The sequence below is a fragment of the Micromonospora sp. NPDC005686 genome, assembly GCF_042871665.1.
Classification (GTDB): Bacteria; Actinomycetota; Actinomycetes; order Mycobacteriales; family Micromonosporaceae; genus Micromonospora.
Genome location: NZ_JBIAIY010000016.1, coordinates 23,253 through 38,823, shown reverse-complemented (window position 1 = coordinate 38,823; position 15,571 = coordinate 23,253). Strand labels below are relative to the sequence as shown.

Here is a 15,571-nt window from a genome sequence, read left to right as displayed (position 1 = left end):
CGTAAGATCTCGTCCATGTCGCGAGTGTGGCCGTTCCGGCAGTCCGCATCCCAGCCCGACGTGCCGGTCCTTCGGAGTCTCGGACCACGGTTCGAGGAAAACCTGCACGGGCGGCACGCGGCGGTCCTCCTCGAGGTTCTGGCCGACAGGTCCACGAACGCCGCGACGAACATTGCGCTCGCGGGGCACTACGGCAGCGGAAAAAGCAGCGTCATCCTCGGCGTCCAGGCGGGCCTGGACCAGCGAAAGATCAACTGCGTCAACCTGTCGCTGTCGAGCCTGGGCATCGACGACACGAAGCGGGCGCGCATCCAGCAGGATGGGACGCTGCCGCCGCTGACGAACCTCATTCAGAAGGAGATCGTCAAGCAGTTGCTCTACCGGAAGGCACCCGCAGACATGCCGGGGTCGAGGTACTTCCGCATCGATTCATTCAGGCGCTGGCCGGCAGCGTTCGGGGGCGCCGCGGTCGCAGTGGTGTTCTTCGTGATCGCGGTCCTGTTCGGACTCGTCGATCGTGTAGAGAAGGTGGGACCCCAGGCTCTGGTGACCAGTCGTGACTGGGTGCCGTGGGCTATCGTCGGTGGGCTCGGCGTGTTCCTGGGCGTGATCTGGTTCCTGCTTTGGCGTGCTCTGCGGAGCCGGGTACGGGTGGAGAGCGTCTCCGCAGGCGGAGCAGCCGTCACGCTGAGCGCGAAGGAGAACTCATATTTCGATGAGTATCTCGACGAGATCGTCTACTTCTTCCAACGGACGAAGACCCAGGTCGCGATCTTTGAGGACCTGGACCGGTTCCGGGATCCACACATCTTCGAGACGCTGCGCGAGCTGAACACGGTCCTAAACAACTCTGAGCAGGTCAAGTCACGCCCGGTCCGGTTCGTGTACGCGGTCCGCGACAGCATCTTCGAACAACTCAAAGTCGACGCCGCGCCGGACGGCGCCGCAGACGTCGATGCCGGTACGGCGGCTCTCCGCGCGTCAGCTCTGGAGACCGCCCCGTCGACCAACAGGACAAAGTTCTTCGATCTGGTCGTGCCGATGGTGCCGTTCATCACGCACCGTTCGTCGCGGGATTTGTTGGCGGCGGAGTTCGCCGAATCGGACGAGCGACCGTCGGCCGCGCTGGTGAACCTGGTCGCGGGGCACCTAACCGACATGCGCCTAATTCGCAACATTCGGAACGAGTTCGAGATCTACCGCGTCTCGGTCCTGGGAAAGAAGGGCCTCAAGGGCCTAACTGCGGACCGACTGTTCGCCATGATGGTTTACAAGAACCTGCATCTGGAGGACTTCGAGGCCATCCGACTCGGCACGAGCAAAATCGACGACGCATACCGGGCTTTCCGCGACATGGTCACGTATCAGACGGTGTACCAGGCCACGGTCGGCAAGGAGGCACTGGACCGGATCGCGTCAAACGCTCTATGGGACAAGCACGCAAACGCCGCCGGGGAGCGGCTTCAACAATTGCTGCCTATCCTTTTTCGGGTGACGGGACGTGCGAGTAGTCGGATTGTCATGTACTTCCAGTCGGAACAGTACGAGCTTTCGGAGCTTACGTCCGGCGATTTCTGGAGGTCACTGCACGCGACCCATCAAGGGGTGCAATTCGCTCGGCCTGGGTACCCCGCCGTGGACTTGTCGTTCGATGACGTGATCGCGTTTGTCGGGGATGAGGGCGCTGGATTGGATAACGCCGTCGAAGCCGATCGCGCAAGCCTCCAACGTGCCTCACTGGCTGCGCTGAGCACCAAGGAATTCGTGACGAAGGCCACGATGGCGCAACTCATGGCCCGTCCCGACCTGGTCATGCCCAAGGACGACGCCAACCGTAACCTGGACGCCATCGTCGCCGGCCTCGTGTCGTCCTTGGCCCACGACCTGCTCGCGGCGGGCTACATCGATGAAAACTTCACCCTGTACTGCTCGGACTACCACGGCATCGCCATCAGCGTCAGCGCGATGAATTTCATCCTCCACTGCGTCCAGCCCGACCGCGCAGACCCCCGCTTCCGGTTCGACGAGCCTGCTTCCATCGACACGGTCGAGACCGAGATGGGTGCCCGATTCCTCGACGGCAACAGCGTCTTCAACATCGAGGTCTTCGACCACTACCTGCCCACGCACCCCGAGCGGCTCGACACCGCACTCGACAAACTCGTCATGCGCGTCAGAACCGACCCCTCGTTCATCGACGCGTACCTAACGGACGGCGCGTTCGGAGACGTCCTCGTCAGCCAACTGGCTCCTCGCTGGAAGGGTGTCTTCGTCCATCTGGTCGAGAACACCCCGATCGACCTCGCGGCGGCTATCGCCCTCGTCGACGCCGCTGTCCAGAGCGCGGATCTAGATGTCGACTACGACTCCTCAGGCCGGGTGACAGAGTTCCTGGCGGCGCATTACGCCGAGATGCAGTCGTTCACCGGCACTATGGAGACCTCGAAGGCGGCTGACGTGGCCGCCCTGGTCTCTCGTTTCGGCGCTCAACTCAGTGACCTGACAGTACTGGGCGACGCACAGCGCGAGGCAGTGGTGGCGGCCAGCCTGTACCCGGTCACCAGGGCGAACCTGTTCGCGGCACTCGGTGAAGACACCCTGCTGGCCCTAGACGTGCTGATGGCAACCAACACGACCGTCTACCAGCACGTCCTCGACAACCTAGACAGCTACCTCCATGCCCGCGAGGGCCACGAGGTGACCGTCGATGCCCCGGAGGAGTTCGTCTCAGTGCTGAACGACGTCGCCGGTGCCGACGAGTCGGCGGTGCTACCGGTGGCCGAGGGGGCGTCGCCGAGATGCGAGGTGGCCGACCTAGAGAAACTCGACGCCTCGGCATGGGCTGCGGTGGTAGCGGCGAGCCGGCTCACGCCGACCGTCTGGAACGTCAGCCAATTTGTCGAGAAGCTCGGCGTCAGCGAGGAACTGGCGAAGATCCTGAGCAGACACGACCTCGCCGACGCCGACGAGGTGCAGGAGGAATCCAGGTACGGCCTCGGGTACGCGCTGGTCCTTGCGGACAACCTGGACCCGGTGGCGCGGGTCCGGCTGATAAAGCAGCTCGGCCTTCCCGGCAAGTTGACTCCGGAACGCGTCACCGGCGGCGGGCTCACGCTGCTGCCGGCGCTACTGGAGGCCGATCTGATGCCCGATACCCCGGAGACGTATGCGCGCTTGGTAGGTAGTTCATTCGAGGTCCGCGAGGAGTACTTCGCGAGCTCGCAACTACTCGCGTCCTACGTGTGCGAGCTTCCACTTTCAAGCGACGACCTAGTGCGGATTTTGCGGAGTCCTCGCGTGGCTTCGGCCGTCAAGCGGGCGATCGCCGATGACCCGGAATACGTGCGCGCCAGGCTGTCCACACCCGGCGCCATCGCCTTCTGCGAGTGGGCGGCCACGGGCAACCCGGTCACGGTGGACCTGCTGGTCGAGCTATGTGAAGCGGATGCGCCCGCCGAGCACATCCTGAGCCTGCTGAAACCCCATCTCCCCGACATCGAGTTACCGGTGTTGCACCAGATCCTTCGTGCGCTGGGCGGCGACTACGAGACGCTCACCGAGCTCGGTCGCCGTCCCAGGTTGAAAGAACTGCCTGGAACCGATGAACTACTCAGGGAACTAAGGCATCGCGGCAGGGTCAGCTCGTACCGCCCGTCGAAGCGCGGTGGCATCCGGGTCAACATGCGTCAATGACACGCGCAGGGCGTAAACACCCTGCGCTGATCCTCGGCATGGCCGCCGCCTCGGCGTCGCTCATGCCACGCCGCCGCCGGGTGGCCCGATCAAGGCAGCCGACTTCGATCTCGGCGCCGGGTCGGCTGACCGTTTCAAAGTCTCCGCCCAGTGGGCTTCATGGGCACCAGTGGAGCCAGTGAAGAACAGCGCCCCCATTTCCTCCTCGACCCTTTCGACCCAACCGGGGCGCGCTACAGGGAGTCGGACGCTCGACCCAAGAAGTCGGGTGAAACCGCGTCGTCCCAACCGATGGGCCATGGCCGTGGTCGCTCCTCGGGTGCTCGGACGTCCCCAACCCAGGCCGGACCCACAACGCAAGCCCCGGACATCACCACAAGTCGGGGCCACACACCGCCGTGCGGCGCTCCGCACCCGAACCTGGACCAGCGCGGACACGACCGGACGGCCTTGCCTCTGCTTGGACGGCAGGCCAAGGCCGCGATGACAGAGAGCTTCCTTAACACTTTGCTGCGGTCTGGCCACTTTTAATCCATAGGTTCAGGGTTCGAGTCCCTGGCGGCCCACCGATCGCACCATTGTGCGAACCGGTGGTACTCCTGAAGTGCCCCCGTCCGTTTCGGGCGGGGGCATCGTCGTTTCTGTAGGTATCTTGAACACGGGTACGACTCCCTGGTCGGTGAGTTGGACTTCGGCGATGAGGGTCTCGATGGCGGCTTTGCGTTCGGTGTCGCTGCCGCTGGTCATGATGGTGCTGAGGTGGTCGCGGATGCGGGCGACGGTGCCGGGCGGCGGGGGCTCGGGTTGTGAGAGGGCGGTCCGCAGTAACTTGATCTGATCTATGCGTTGAGTCCGGTTGGTGGCCTTCCGGTAGATTCGCCATGGATAGCAGCCGGTCGATGGGTTGAATGTGAGTTCTGGTCGTGACCGCCAGGGCGGATGGGGCGTTAGCCCGGTCATGGGTGATCGAAAGCGGTATCCCAGTGATGTCAGCGACGAGCAGTGGGAGCTGATCGGGCCGTTTCTGCAGGCGTGGAAGTCGAAGCGGGTCGCGGTGTCGGTGTCGGGCCGTGAGGGTGACTATGACCTGCGGGAGATCGTGAACGCGATCTTCTACCAGAACCGGACGGGTTGTCAGTGGGCGTACCTGCCGCACGACCTGCCGCCGAAGTCGGCCACCTACTACTACTTCGCGCTGTGGCGGGACGACGGCACTGACCAGGTGATCCACGATCTGCTGCGCTGCCAGGCCCGGGAGAAGGTCGGTCGTGCCGAGGATCCGAGCGCGGTCGTGTTGGACACCCAGTCGATCCGGGCGGCGAATCATGTCCCGGCCGCGACGACCGGCAAGGACGCGGCGAAGAAGGTGTCGGGGCGTAAGCGGGGCTTGGCCGTGGACGCGTTGGGGCTGGTCATCGCGGTGGTGGTGACCGCGGCGTCGGTCACCGACAACACCATCGGCATCCGGCTGCTCGACAAGGTCGTCGCACACACCCCGACGGTGAGCCGCGCCTGGGTCGACGCCGGGTTCAAGCAGGACCTAGCGCTGCACGGCGCCGTCCTCGGGGTCGACGTCGAGGTCGTCAAACGATCCGACACCCGGCCCGGGTTCGTGCCGATCCGCAAACGGTGGATCGTCGAACAGGTCAACGGCACCCTGATGCTGCACCGCCGCCTCGCGCGCGAGTACGAAAGCCGCCCCGAATCCTCAGTGTCCCGAACACTGTGGGCGTCAACGGCGAACATCGTGCGGCGGCTGACCGGAACCAGCACACCCTCCTGGCGGCACCGGTGAACCTCCCCACCGTCCTCGACCTGATCACCGACCGGGAGACCACCACACGCCGACAGGCCGACCGGCTCCGCGAGCAGATAACCGAGCTGACCGGCGAACTCGCCCGCCTCGACAGCGAACTGGCCGACCTGGCCACCACCCGCACCACCCTGCAAACCCTCACCGCCGCCGAATTCACCGCCGACGACCCCACCATCGCCAGCGGCCCCTACCAGCAGATCCTGCATGTCCTCGGCACCGCACCCGCCGGCATGCGCGCCAAAGGCATCTGCCTCGCACTCGGCGTCGAGCCCTCACCGAAACACGTCGAAGGCACCCGCGCGAAGCTCAAACGCATGGTCAACCGCCACGTCCTCACCGAAGACGAACCCGGAGTATTCACCCTCACCCAGAAACGGACCTATGAACCGCCCCGGATCTTGTAGAGACTTCCCCGCTTGGGAAGGATCGAGAGATGGCAGGAACGAAGCCGTATCCGCAGGAGTTGCGGGAGCGGGCGGTGCGGATGGTCGCGGAGGTGCGGCCGAACTACGAGTCGGACTGGGCGGCGATCACGGCGGTGGCGGCCCGGCTGGGGATTGGCACGGCCGAGACGTTGCGGAAGTGGGTCCGGCAGGCGCAGGTCGATGACGGCCGGCGGTCGGGGGTGACGTCGGAGGAGTCGGCGGAGCTGAAGCGGCTGCGGCGGGAGAACACCGAGTTGCGTCGGGCGAATGAGATCTTGAAGGCCGCGTCGGCTTTCTTCGCGGCCGAGCTCGACCGGCCTACGACACGCTCATGAGATTCGTTGACGAGCATCGGGACCGCTTCGGTGGGGTCGAGCGGATCTGTCGCGTGCTGCGTCAGCACGGGCTGCAGATCACCCCGAGCGGCTATTGGGCGGCCAAAAAGCGTCCGCCGTCGAAGCGGCGGGTGCGTGATGCGCAGCTGACAGCACTCATGCGGGAGATCCATGTGGCGAACTACGGCGTCTACGGAGCCCGCAAGATCTGGCACGAGCTGCGCCGTCAAGGACATCCGACGGCCCGGTGCACGGTCGAGCGGTTGATGCGTGGCGCCGGCCTGACCGGCGTCGTGCGCGGCAAGAAGATCCGCACCACGGTCGCCGACCCCGGGCATCAGCGGGCCGCTGATCTGCTGAACCGGGACTTCACCGCCGCCCGGCCGAACCGGTGCTGGGTCGCGGACTTCACCCATGTGGCCGCCTGGTCCGGCGTCGTCTACGTCGCGTTCGTCGTTGACGTCTACTCCCGGGCGATCGTGGGTTGGTCCGCGGCGACGAACAAACGCACCCCGCTGGTCCTGGCCGCCCTGGACATGGGGCTGTGGCGCCGCGACCGCGCCGGGCAGCCGGTCGGGGCGGGCCTGGTGCACCACAGCGATGCGGGCAGCCAGTACACGTCGTTCCGGTTCACCACCCACCTGCTCGACGCCGGTATCGACGCCTCCATCGGCAGCGTCGGCGACGCCCTGGACAACGCGCTGATGGAGTCCACCATCGGCCTCTACAAGACGGAGCTGATCAAGCCTCGAGGCCCGTGGCGCAGCCTCGCCCAGGTCGAACTGGCCACCGCCGAATGGGTCGACTGGTACAACAACCAGCGCCTGCACTCCGCCATCGGGCACGTCCCACCGGCCGAATACGAATCGATGTTCTACGCTCAACCCCAGCCCCGCGAGGTGGTTGGAGCCAACAGCTGAGGTCTCCACAGAACCCGGGGCGGTTCAGAGTCCGGTTGATCGAGGAGTACGACGAGATCCCCCACGTGCCCACCGAGCAGGAGGCCCGACAGCTGCGGCGCAACCGGTGGATGGTGCTTCCCGAGACCGACCGCGTGGCCTCCGGTCGGCTGCGGATGGAGATCGCCCGCGCTGGCTGGGACAAGAAGGACACCTGGACCGACGACAAGCGCACCACCCTGGAGAAACGTCTTCCGCGCATCATCCGCGATGTCGAAGCCGGCATCGCCGCCGACGAGGAAGCCAAGCAGGCTGCTCAGCGTGCCCACGACGAATACGTCGCCGAGCTGGATCGGAAGGAGGCCGAGGAGCGTCGCCGCTGGCAGGCAGCCCTCGACGAGGCCCGCCCCCAGGCCGCCGAACTCCTACGCAAGAAGGCGTTCCGGCGGGCCTACGACTCCTGGATCTGCGCGAACGAGATCCGCGCCTTCTGCGACGCCCTCGAAGTAGCCGGACCCGACAGGCCGGACGACTTGGACAACCGTGCCCGATGGATCGGCTGGGCACGAGCTGCGGCAGCCCGCCTCGATCCCACCTGCGGCGACGGAGCCCTCGACGGCATCGAATTCGACATCGAACCCAAACCCGACGACCTACGGCCCTTCATCGGCGACTGGAGCCCGCATCAGCCCCACCGCGAGTACCGGTCGGAGCGCGACCAGCAGGTCATCAACGCCACCCGGCTTCAGGCCGACACCTGGCACCACGGTATGCGCGGACGCCCCAGCTGGTGGCGCAAGTAGCAGCCATGCGCAGAAGCGCGCCCATGGTCGCCGACGGTCGGCTGGGCCCGTCCGACGGATGCGTTCGCCTACTGGTGGGTGAAGTGGCCGCACCTGGCGCCGGCCAAGAAGCTCGTCCAATCCTCCCGGCGGAACAGGAGGGCCGGGCCGGTTGGGTCCTTGCTGTCGCGAAGAGCCACCTCGTCGGCGAGGTCGGCGACCTCGACGCATTGGCCGTTCCCACTGGACCGGGTGCTCTTCTTCCACTGGGCGCGGGACAGGTCGACTGAGGTCATCCCGTACCTCCTTCCTGACTGATCGCCGCGGCGTGTTCTTGAATCAGCTTGATCGAGCTGGTCGGGTCGAGTGCGGTGGCGCGAAGGTGTTCGAACGTGCTGGTGTAGCGGCGGACGTCTGCTTCCCGTTCGAGGAACAGGTCGCCGGCCATGCTGTCGACGTACACCAGGGCGGGGTCGGCTGGGTCGGGGAAGTCCATGACGACGAACGAGCCGGGCATGCCGGCGTGCGCGCCCGTGGTGAACGGGATGACTTGAAGGGTGACGTGCGGCTGGCCCGCCGCGGTCACCAGGGCGTCGAGCTGTTGGGCCATGACGGCTGGTCCGCCAGTTAGCCGGTGCAGGACGGCTTCGTCGAGGATCGCCCAGAGGCGCAGCGGCTCGGTCTTGCGGAGCGACTCCTGCCGCTGCATGCGCGCCTCCACCCGGGCTTGGACGTCCGCGTCGGTCGCCAGCGGCAACACACCCCGGATGACGGCGCGGGCGTAGTTCTCGGTCTGCAGGAGGCCCGGGACGAAGAGTGACTCGTAGTTGCGGACCGAGCGGGCTTCGGCTTCGAAGCTGATGTACGTGGTGTAGAGCTCGGGCAGTTCCGACTCGTACGCCTGGAGCCAGCCCAACTGCGCGGCCTGGCGGGACAGGGCGATCAGCTCACTGCGCTTGTCCTCATCGGTGACGCCGTACTTGTCCAGCATCGCCATCAGGGTGCGCCGCTGCGGGCGGACCTTGGCCGTTTCAATGCGGTAGAGGGTGGCGGGATTGATGCCGGTCTGCTCGCTGACCTCGTCGCGGGTGAGGCCGGCGGCGGTGCGCAGGCTGCGCAACTCCGCCGCGAGCCGCCGGAGGCGCACGGTGGGCGGTTGCCGTCGAGCTGACAACTCCATGTCCCTTCGCTCCTGTCGTAGTCAGAGTGTGCCCGCCGTGCGGATGCAACCTCCAGGCAGGCCAGGCAAGTGACGTACATGCGAATGCAATCCTTGCATTCTCACTAGTGCATAGGCACTATGGGCATGAGCATGTCAGGCCGGTGCGGCCCACGAAGCCGCGCGGTACGGCGGTGGGCTCGCGCTCCCAGGGGCCCACCGCCCGTCCGGCCTCGGACACCTCTCGACGGGACGCAGCCCGTCACCCGAAGCGGGCTGCGTCCCCCACGAGAGGCCGAGTCAGGGAGGCAAGGCAGTGGTTCCATCCCTCGTCCTAGCGGTGGTCGCGATGCTCGGCTTCGCCGCCGGACTGTTCCTGTTCAAGGTCAAGTCCCGATGGTGCCGACGGTGCGGGTCGGCACTGAACTGCCCCGACTGCGGAGGCCGCAGATCCCGCCCGCATCCCGGCCGGACGAGTTGGACGAGCGGACTGTGCCCCCAACGCCGATCACACCTGTAGTCGCCGTCGTGCCCGGCGACGTCGTGCACCTACGCGAACAGGACTACCAGCACGGCAGCGGCCCACTTCCGCTGCGAATCATCGGCGTCCGCCTCGACCTCAGCCTCTGGTACGACGGCCAGTGGGTGTGGCTCGAAGGCATCGAGCTCAACCCGGACGGCCGAGCAGGACGCTTCCGGCAGGTACTCACCCGGGTCGCGGCCCTGCCGCCGTCGGAGGCGTGACATGGCTGCCACCGTCTACATGTCCGCAGCGGCCATCGACCAGCTCACGACCGCGCAGCGAGCGCTCGACGAGCACGTCACCTCCAGCGCCACCGCTACTGCCTGCGCTGCCAGCTCATCGGCCCCTGCCCCACCAACGAGCAAGCCGCCGCCGCCTTCGCCCGCTACGGCCGCCTGCCCCGAAGAACGCCCGGCGCGACCCGACCGCAGCTCATCAACGCCCGCCGCATCACTGCCGGCCCTGATCCCGCAGCCGACCTCACTCGGAGGTACCAACCGTGACCCTGTCCGACATCGCCGCCGCGCTCCGAGACCTTCACGTCTCCATCAGCCAACAGCAGGACCTGACCAAGGTCGTCATCCAGGACGCCGAAAACGCCCGAGCCGAGTTCCGCGCCCTGACCACCGGAGCCACCAACCCCCTCGTCAACCGCGCACTGGGCAACTACGCCCAAGGAATCGTCAAGCTCCGCGACGGATCATGGCTGCTCGCCGAAGCCGGCGGCATCCTCGCCGAGTACGCCCGAGCAATCGGCATCGACATACCGCCGCGACAGCCGACCGAACGTAAGCGGAAGGCCGGGCCGACCCCCGAAGAGCAGAGCGACTCCGGTCCCCGCCAGCCCGGCACCCAACGGCTCCCGCAAGCCGACGAGCCGGCATCGCGCGACCCGTCGGCTGGCTGACTCTCCATGGCGTGGTGGAGTGCGGTGACGGCCAGCGTTCAGCCGCCGGCCGTCGCCACCGCCACCGCCACCAAGTGCTTACCGACGAGATCCTGGGCCTGCTTGACCTCGTCCACGCCCTCTTCGAGGCGGACAGGAGCCTGCCGGCACGCCCGCACCGCGCTGTTCAGCAGGTTGTTACCCCCGCCCCGGCTGACCTTCTGGAAGTGGGCTTGTGCCTTGTTCACCGAGTCGACGACCTCGGCGATCCCCCGTCCCACCTGATCGAGCGTCTGCAGCACCATGCTCAACTCCGCCATCACCGACCCGATCGGACCGCCACCCCGCCCGGCGGTGATCCGATCCAGTCCGGCGTTCATGGCCCGCCCGGCCAGGCCGCCGACCTTCATGCCGGCGTAGGCGGCACCAACCGCGATCAGAGGCGACGGGTGGTAACCGGCAGCGTCAGCAGCTGCAGTGGCCGCGACGGCTATACCGGCCCCTGCAGCCTTGCCGATCTTCTCGCTCACCTTGGTGATGCCCTCCCGGGCAGACTCGACGGCGGTGTCACGGACAGCTCCCGCTGCCGCCGTGAGCGCTCCGGCCGCCTTCCCACGTGCACCCGGGACTCGTGCATCTCTCGTTCGACCTCGGCCTTGTCTGCCCAGCCCGAACATCGTTTACTGCGCCGGTTCCAAGAAAGCGCACCCAGCGGCAACGAGCATAGGAATTACCTTGGCCGTATCGAGCGCCAGCTCACCCGCTGTCATCTCGTCGATGTCCTCACCGCTGGCGCGTTGCTCGTCTGCAAGCTGAGTAGCGACTGCACAGGCGTCCCACAAGGAGCCAACGGTCGAGGAGAACGCCCACAGGTTGTAGACGGTGAAGTTCACCTTGACGAGGGCCTGCCCGTTATGGCCGATGAGGCGTCGGTCCGGCTCCTCGGGGGTGTTGCCCATGCCTTCCGCGAGCGGGTGGAGCTTGATCCGCCGGAACGGCTTCTCCAGCTCACTATCCGGGTCGAACTCGATCAGTAGCCCCCGGTCAAGGAGTCGCTCGATGACCGGCACCGGGTTGGCAGGTCCGTTGCCGGCTGCGATCACGTCCCGCTGAAGTGTCTCGCGGTTGACCTCCAAGCGAGCGTGCCGCTCTGGGTCAAGGAAAGCTCGTCCCCACACCTGGAACTCTTCGTCGGTCAGTTCCTCGGAGTCGTTGCCGAGGCGTACCTCCCAGTACTCCGGGGTCGGATCGGGCGGGGTGACGTACCGATAGGAGGGGCCGAGGTTGAGGCCGACGGGGACGATGACGGTAGGCATCGGGGGACCTTCCGGGGTTCGGTGTCAGAGGACGGCGTTGTACTTCTCGGTCTGGGCGATGGCGGCCTGGATCAGGCCGGCGCCCTCGCCGAACTTCTGCTTGGCGGCGCTGAGTTTGCCGATGGCACCCATGACGGCGGGCTGCTGGGTGCCGGCGGCGAGGGCCTGGAGCACGGCGATGGCCTTGTCGACCTGGGCGTTGACGCCGGCGAGCTGGGCGAGTGCCTTGTCGGCTTCGGACTTGCCGTGGGCGAGGCCCGCCTTGATGTCTCCGATGGTGGCCACTGGATGTTCCTCCCCTGGGTCGTGGTGTCCAACGCCCCGCCACCGGTGGCGGGTGCGTCTGCGGGTTCAGCCTCGGGTCGCGGCGATGAAGATGAACCACAAGATCGGCATGCCGACAAAACAGATCACGCCGCCCACCCGGGCGGACCGAGTGCCCCCTCCGCCGATACGCGGCTGACCGACAAGGCTGATCGTGAGGTAGCCGGCGAAGAACGCCAGCGCGGGCAGCCCACACAGCGACCAGGGCACGAGTTGCCAGGGGATACGGCCGAGGTCGGCGTCGGGGCTGACGGCGAACATCAGCAGCGAGGCGAGGGTGCCGAGGGTCGCTGCGGCGGTGTAGACGAGAGCGTTGCGGGCCAGCGGCGTGAGTCCGGGCAGCAGTGGTGGTTGCGCGGCCTGCCGGTGGGCGTGCTCAGCGGCGGTGTCGGCCGCGTCGGCGGCTGCGGCGGCCCGGCGCAGGGCCTCGGCCGGGTCCGGGACCGGGCTGGGGGCGATGCCGCCGATGTGCGGCTCGGGCAGGCGCAGCGTGGCGGCGAGCTGGTGTAGGTGTTGCCGCTGTGCTGCGAGCCGGTGGGTGATCTGGTCGAGGGCGGCCTGGCCGCTACGGCTCGCCGCGGCCTGCTGCTCGGCTCGTGAGCGTTCGTTCTGTAGCAGGGCGGCGAGACGGCGCGCGTGGTCGGTGTAGGCGGCCCAGCCGCCGTCGCGCGGCATCGGGGTGACGGGATCAGTCATGCCATGTCGTCGATCTGATCGAGGGTTCCGGGGCGGACGTAGGGGACGATGAGGGTGCGGCGGTTGTCGTGCCGGTCTATCAGTAGGGCCCGGTTGGGTCGGGACTGCCACTCGGAGGCGTAGTCGCCGAGCAGGGAGCCGATGTCGCTGCCGGGCAGGTTGAGCGCGACGAGGCAGGCGACCTCGCCGCCGCCCGTGGGACCGAGGTCGTCGCTGAACCGGCTCAGGGTGCGCCACCAGCCGAGCAGGTGCACACCGTGGCCGGGACCGTTGGCCAGCACGGCCCGCAGGTCGTCGTGCCCGGAGCGGTAGGTGATCGGGTCGCTGGTAGCGAGGAGGTTGGTCGCGGCGTCGGCGCCGAACACCACCAGGTACGTCGACTGCCCGCCGCCAGGCTCGGACTGCTGGGCGAGGTCGACCAACTGACTCCGGTACTGGGTGGAGGTGATCGTCTCGCACGGGTGGCCGGCTGCGGTGATCGCCTCGACGGTGGCGTCGGCCGCCTCGTCGGCGGCGGCGACAAGCGGCGCGACGAGGAAGCGGGCGGTGCCGGGGGTGTGCTGGCGGGCCAGGCTGGCCGCGGCCGCGTACAGAACGTCGGCTCCGACCGGGGAGGTGCCGAGCACTGCCAGGTGGCTGCCGGGGGTGGCGTCGAGGGTGAACCCGGCGGTCGGTAGACCGACGTCGACGACGCGGCCGACCAAGGCCCGCCGTCGCCGTACGTTCGGAGACATGCGGGCGAACGTGGGATCGGCGTCGGGGTGCTGCTCGGCGTAGCCGGCGAACACGGCGGGCGGTGCGTCGCCCGGTGGCCGAGCATTCCACAGCAGGTGCCGCTGCGCGGTCACCGACGTGGCATCAGCGTTCGGGAAGCGGATCACCCGGTTCGCTCCCGCTATTCCGGCCGCAGCGTTGACGACTGCCGCGCCGATCGGAAGGTTGTCCGCGCCGTCATTGAGCTGGTCGAGGATCCCGCCGCCGCCAGCGAGCGCGACCCGCAGAGGGAACTGCCCGAAGATCGACTCGGTCTTGGCGAACAGCGCCTCCACCCCGGAGATCGTCTGCGACGCCAGGACCAGGTGGATGCCATAGGAGCGGCCCTTACGGGCCAACTCCTCCAGCAGCGCCACCGCCTGCCGTGCCGCCGCGTCGTTGCCCTCGAACAGCACATGGAACTCGTCGATCACCGCCATCAGCCGCGGCATCGCCACATCCGGCCGCCCGGCGCGCAGGTCGGCGAGCTTCGTCACCCCCGCCCGCTTCATCTCCGTCGCCCGCCGGGTCATCTCCCGCGACAAGGTGCGCAGTACCGCCAGCCCGTACTCCCGGTCGGACTCGATGCCCACGGTGCGGGCGTGCGGGATCCACGACGGGTCCACCGCTGTCGGGGTGAACTCCGCGAAGGACACCCCCTCCTTGAAGTCCAGCAGATACAGGCCCAACTCGTCGGGGGAGTAGCGCGAGGCCAGGCCGTAGAGCACGTCCAGCAGGAAGACGGTCTTGCCCGACCCGGTACGACCACCCACCAACCAGTGCGGCGTCGCATCATCCAGCGCCAGCACACACTCGGCGCGGCCCTCCCGGCCCACCACGGTGCGCAGCCCGCCGACCGACGACTCCCGCCAAATCTCGACCGGCATCAACGCCGTGAAGTCCGTCGACGCCTGCACCCGCGCCGCCTTCGCCAACCTGCGACAGACCGTCTCGATCAAATCGTCCGGTGGCCCGCTGTCCAGCCGCATCGGCACCGCCAGACCCGCACCGTCGTCACTGAACCGGTACGGACCCGGTGGGTCGGAGACCCTGAACGATCCGCTGCCGGCCGCCGTCAGATGCGTCGTCCGCTCCAGGCGGGGCGCCGCCTCCAGCCCCGGATGCTGCGGCGGCGGATAGCCGGCCAGCAGGAGAAACACACCTGCGGCCGGACCGGCGTGCGCGATCGCCGCCAACCGCGACCACTCCGTACGCCCGGCGCCCTGCGGCATGGCTGCGACACACAGCAGTAGCACCGACGGGTCCGCCTCGCCGGCCTGAACGCGCTCGATGCGCTCCTCCGCCTCGGTCAGCACCTGCTGGAAACCTGGAAGGTCTATCGCGGGCCGTCGCCACGCCTCAGCCTCCACCATGGCGCGGAACGGTCCGAACACCGCCCCGAGAGTCGCCCCGTCCACGGCCGTGACCCGAAGCGCGCCATCCGGCAATGCGGCGAGCACTCGTAGCAGCAAGCCGCGCAGCCACCGCGCTACCGAGGGATCGCGGGCGTCGCTGTCGATCGCCAGATGGCCAGCCCCTAGGAACGGTACGACGACACCAAAGACGCTGCCGGCGACCGGGGACGCCTCACCCAGCCGAACAGCAAGCGGGCGCCCCACAGCCGCATCGACACCCGACGGAAGGGCTGCGGCGGCAGCTTCCAGCCGGCACCCCAACCAGCCCGGCGTCAATCCCTCGGCCATTCGCTGCATACCGGCAGCGAAACGTCGGGCACTTTCGCTGGCCTGCACAGATGGGCCGTCCTGTCCGGCCCCAGCGCGCAATCGGGCACGAGCGGCCTCCGCATGCGACACCGCTTCTCGGTGCGCCGCCACCGCTCGACCGAAGGCCGACGCCACCGACTCCATGCCAACGTCTCCCCAGGACCGATGGACCGCGATCTCTGGCGCCGACCCTATCCAACGACACCACCCCCAGTCAGCCCCGCATCGCTCAGCGTGCTG

14 protein-coding genes are annotated in these 15,571 nt (G+C 67.6%); 7 read left to right on the top strand and 7 right to left on the bottom strand.

Features of this window, described 5'->3' with window-relative positions; all coding sequences use genetic code 11:
• Nucleotides 1–15: 15 nt before the first annotated feature.
• The 5 genes from ACFYON_RS27405 to ACFYON_RS27385 all read left to right on the top strand — a co-directional run bounded on the left by ACFYON_RS27405 (nucleotide 16) and on the right by ACFYON_RS27385 (nucleotide 7,971).
• Nucleotides 16–3,693, top strand: a complete 3,678-nt coding sequence (locus ACFYON_RS27405; protein WP_387321188.1) for a hypothetical protein — start codon at nucleotides 16–18, stop codon at nucleotides 3,691–3,693.
• Between the two features lie 958 nt (nucleotides 3,694–4,651).
• A complete protein-coding gene (locus ACFYON_RS27400) occupies nucleotides 4,652–5,488 on the top strand; it encodes an IS5 family transposase (protein WP_387321186.1) in 837 nt (278 codons plus the stop codon).
• Nucleotides 5,485–5,913 carry a hypothetical protein gene (locus tag ACFYON_RS27395; protein ID WP_387321184.1) on the top strand — a complete coding sequence of 143 codons (429 nt, stop codon included), beginning with the start codon at nucleotides 5,485–5,487 and terminating at the stop codon, nucleotides 5,911–5,913. Before ACFYON_RS27400 ends, ACFYON_RS27395 begins: the two co-directional genes overlap by 4 nt.
• A 29-nt stretch (nucleotides 5,914–5,942) precedes the next feature.
• Nucleotides 5,943–7,189, top strand: a protein-coding gene (locus ACFYON_RS27390) for an IS3 family transposase (protein WP_387321182.1) whose coding sequence is annotated in 2 segments (ribosomal slippage) — nucleotides 5,943–6,225 and nucleotides 6,225–7,189 — 1,248 coding nt in all. Because the reading frame shifts where the segments join, the coding sequence is not laid out codon by codon here.
• 35 nt (nucleotides 7,190–7,224) lie between these two features.
• Entirely contained in the window at nucleotides 7,225–7,971 is a 747-nt protein-coding gene (locus ACFYON_RS27385) for a hypothetical protein (protein ID WP_387321180.1), read from the top strand.
• Between the two features lie 68 nt (nucleotides 7,972–8,039).
• Here the strand turns inward: ACFYON_RS27385 and ACFYON_RS27380 are convergent, their stop codons facing one another.
• Together ACFYON_RS27380 and ACFYON_RS27375 are read right to left on the bottom strand one after the other, a co-directional pair.
• Nucleotides 8,040–8,246, bottom strand: a complete 207-nt coding sequence (locus tag ACFYON_RS27380) for a DUF397 domain-containing protein (RefSeq protein WP_387321178.1) — start codon at nucleotides 8,244–8,246, stop codon at nucleotides 8,040–8,042.
• Nucleotides 8,243–9,130 carry a helix-turn-helix domain-containing protein gene (locus tag ACFYON_RS27375; RefSeq protein ID WP_387321176.1) on the bottom strand — a complete coding sequence of 296 codons (888 nt, stop codon included), beginning with the start codon at nucleotides 9,128–9,130 and terminating at the stop codon, nucleotides 8,243–8,245. Before ACFYON_RS27375 ends, ACFYON_RS27380 begins: the two co-directional genes overlap by 4 nt.
• 507 nt (nucleotides 9,131–9,637) lie before the next feature.
• Here ACFYON_RS27375 and ACFYON_RS27370 point away from each other — a divergent pair.
• A complete protein-coding gene (locus ACFYON_RS27370; protein WP_355667886.1) occupies nucleotides 9,638–9,853 on the top strand; it encodes a hypothetical protein in 216 nt (71 codons plus the stop codon).
• A 278-nt stretch (nucleotides 9,854–10,131) separates the two neighbouring features.
• A complete protein-coding gene (locus ACFYON_RS27365; RefSeq protein WP_387321174.1) occupies nucleotides 10,132–10,539 on the top strand; it encodes a hypothetical protein in 408 nt (135 codons plus the stop codon).
• A gap of 38 nt (nucleotides 10,540–10,577) precedes the next feature.
• Here ACFYON_RS27365 and ACFYON_RS27360 read toward each other — a convergent pair whose 3' ends face one another.
• From ACFYON_RS27360 to ACFYON_RS27340, 5 genes are all read right to left on the bottom strand, one after another.
• The gene (locus ACFYON_RS27360) at nucleotides 10,578–11,012 is read right to left on the bottom strand and encodes a hypothetical protein (RefSeq protein WP_387321255.1); all 435 of its coding nucleotides are present in this window, start codon (nucleotides 11,010–11,012) and stop codon (nucleotides 10,578–10,580) included.
• 186 nt (nucleotides 11,013–11,198) lie between these two features.
• Complete coding sequence (locus tag ACFYON_RS27355; RefSeq protein WP_387321172.1) at nucleotides 11,199–11,834, bottom strand: hypothetical protein; 636 nt, start codon at nucleotides 11,832–11,834, stop codon at nucleotides 11,199–11,201.
• Between the two features lie 24 nt (nucleotides 11,835–11,858).
• Nucleotides 11,859–12,119 carry a hypothetical protein gene (locus ACFYON_RS27350; RefSeq protein WP_120331787.1) on the bottom strand — a complete coding sequence of 87 codons (261 nt, stop codon included), beginning with the start codon at nucleotides 12,117–12,119 and terminating at the stop codon, nucleotides 11,859–11,861.
• 66 nt (nucleotides 12,120–12,185) lie between these two features.
• A complete protein-coding gene (locus tag ACFYON_RS27345; protein WP_387321169.1) occupies nucleotides 12,186–12,854 on the bottom strand; it encodes a hypothetical protein in 669 nt (222 codons plus the stop codon).
• Nucleotides 12,851–15,475, bottom strand: a complete 2,625-nt coding sequence (locus tag ACFYON_RS27340; RefSeq protein WP_387321167.1) for an FtsK/SpoIIIE domain-containing protein — start codon at nucleotides 15,473–15,475, stop codon at nucleotides 12,851–12,853. The genes ACFYON_RS27345 and ACFYON_RS27340 overlap by 4 nt, the downstream gene beginning before the upstream one ends.
• Nucleotides 15,476–15,571 lie beyond the last annotated feature (96 nt).

Excerpts from the sequence above, each read along its gene's own strand:
- ACFYON_RS27345 (WP_387321169.1), bottom strand. The coding sequence starts at position 12,854 with ATGACTGATCCCGTCACCCCGATGCCGCGCGACGGCGGCTGGGCCGCC.
- ACFYON_RS27400 (WP_387321186.1), top strand. The coding sequence starts at position 4,652 with ATGGGTGATCGAAAGCGGTATCCCAGTGATGTCAGCGACGAGCAGTGG.
- ACFYON_RS27405 (WP_387321188.1), top strand. The coding sequence starts at position 16 with ATGTCGCGAGTGTGGCCGTTCCGGCAGTCCGCATCCCAGCCCGACGTG.
- ACFYON_RS27375 (WP_387321176.1), bottom strand. The coding sequence starts at position 9,130 with ATGGAGTTGTCAGCTCGACGGCAACCGCCCACCGTGCGCCTCCGGCGG.
- ACFYON_RS27355 (WP_387321172.1), bottom strand. The coding sequence starts at position 11,834 with ATGCCTACCGTCATCGTCCCCGTCGGCCTCAACCTCGGCCCCTCCTAT.
- ACFYON_RS27340 (WP_387321167.1), bottom strand. The coding sequence starts at position 15,475 with ATGGAGTCGGTGGCGTCGGCCTTCGGTCGAGCGGTGGCGGCGCACCGA.
- ACFYON_RS27380 (WP_387321178.1), bottom strand. The coding sequence starts at position 8,246 with ATGACCTCAGTCGACCTGTCCCGCGCCCAGTGGAAGAAGAGCACCCGG.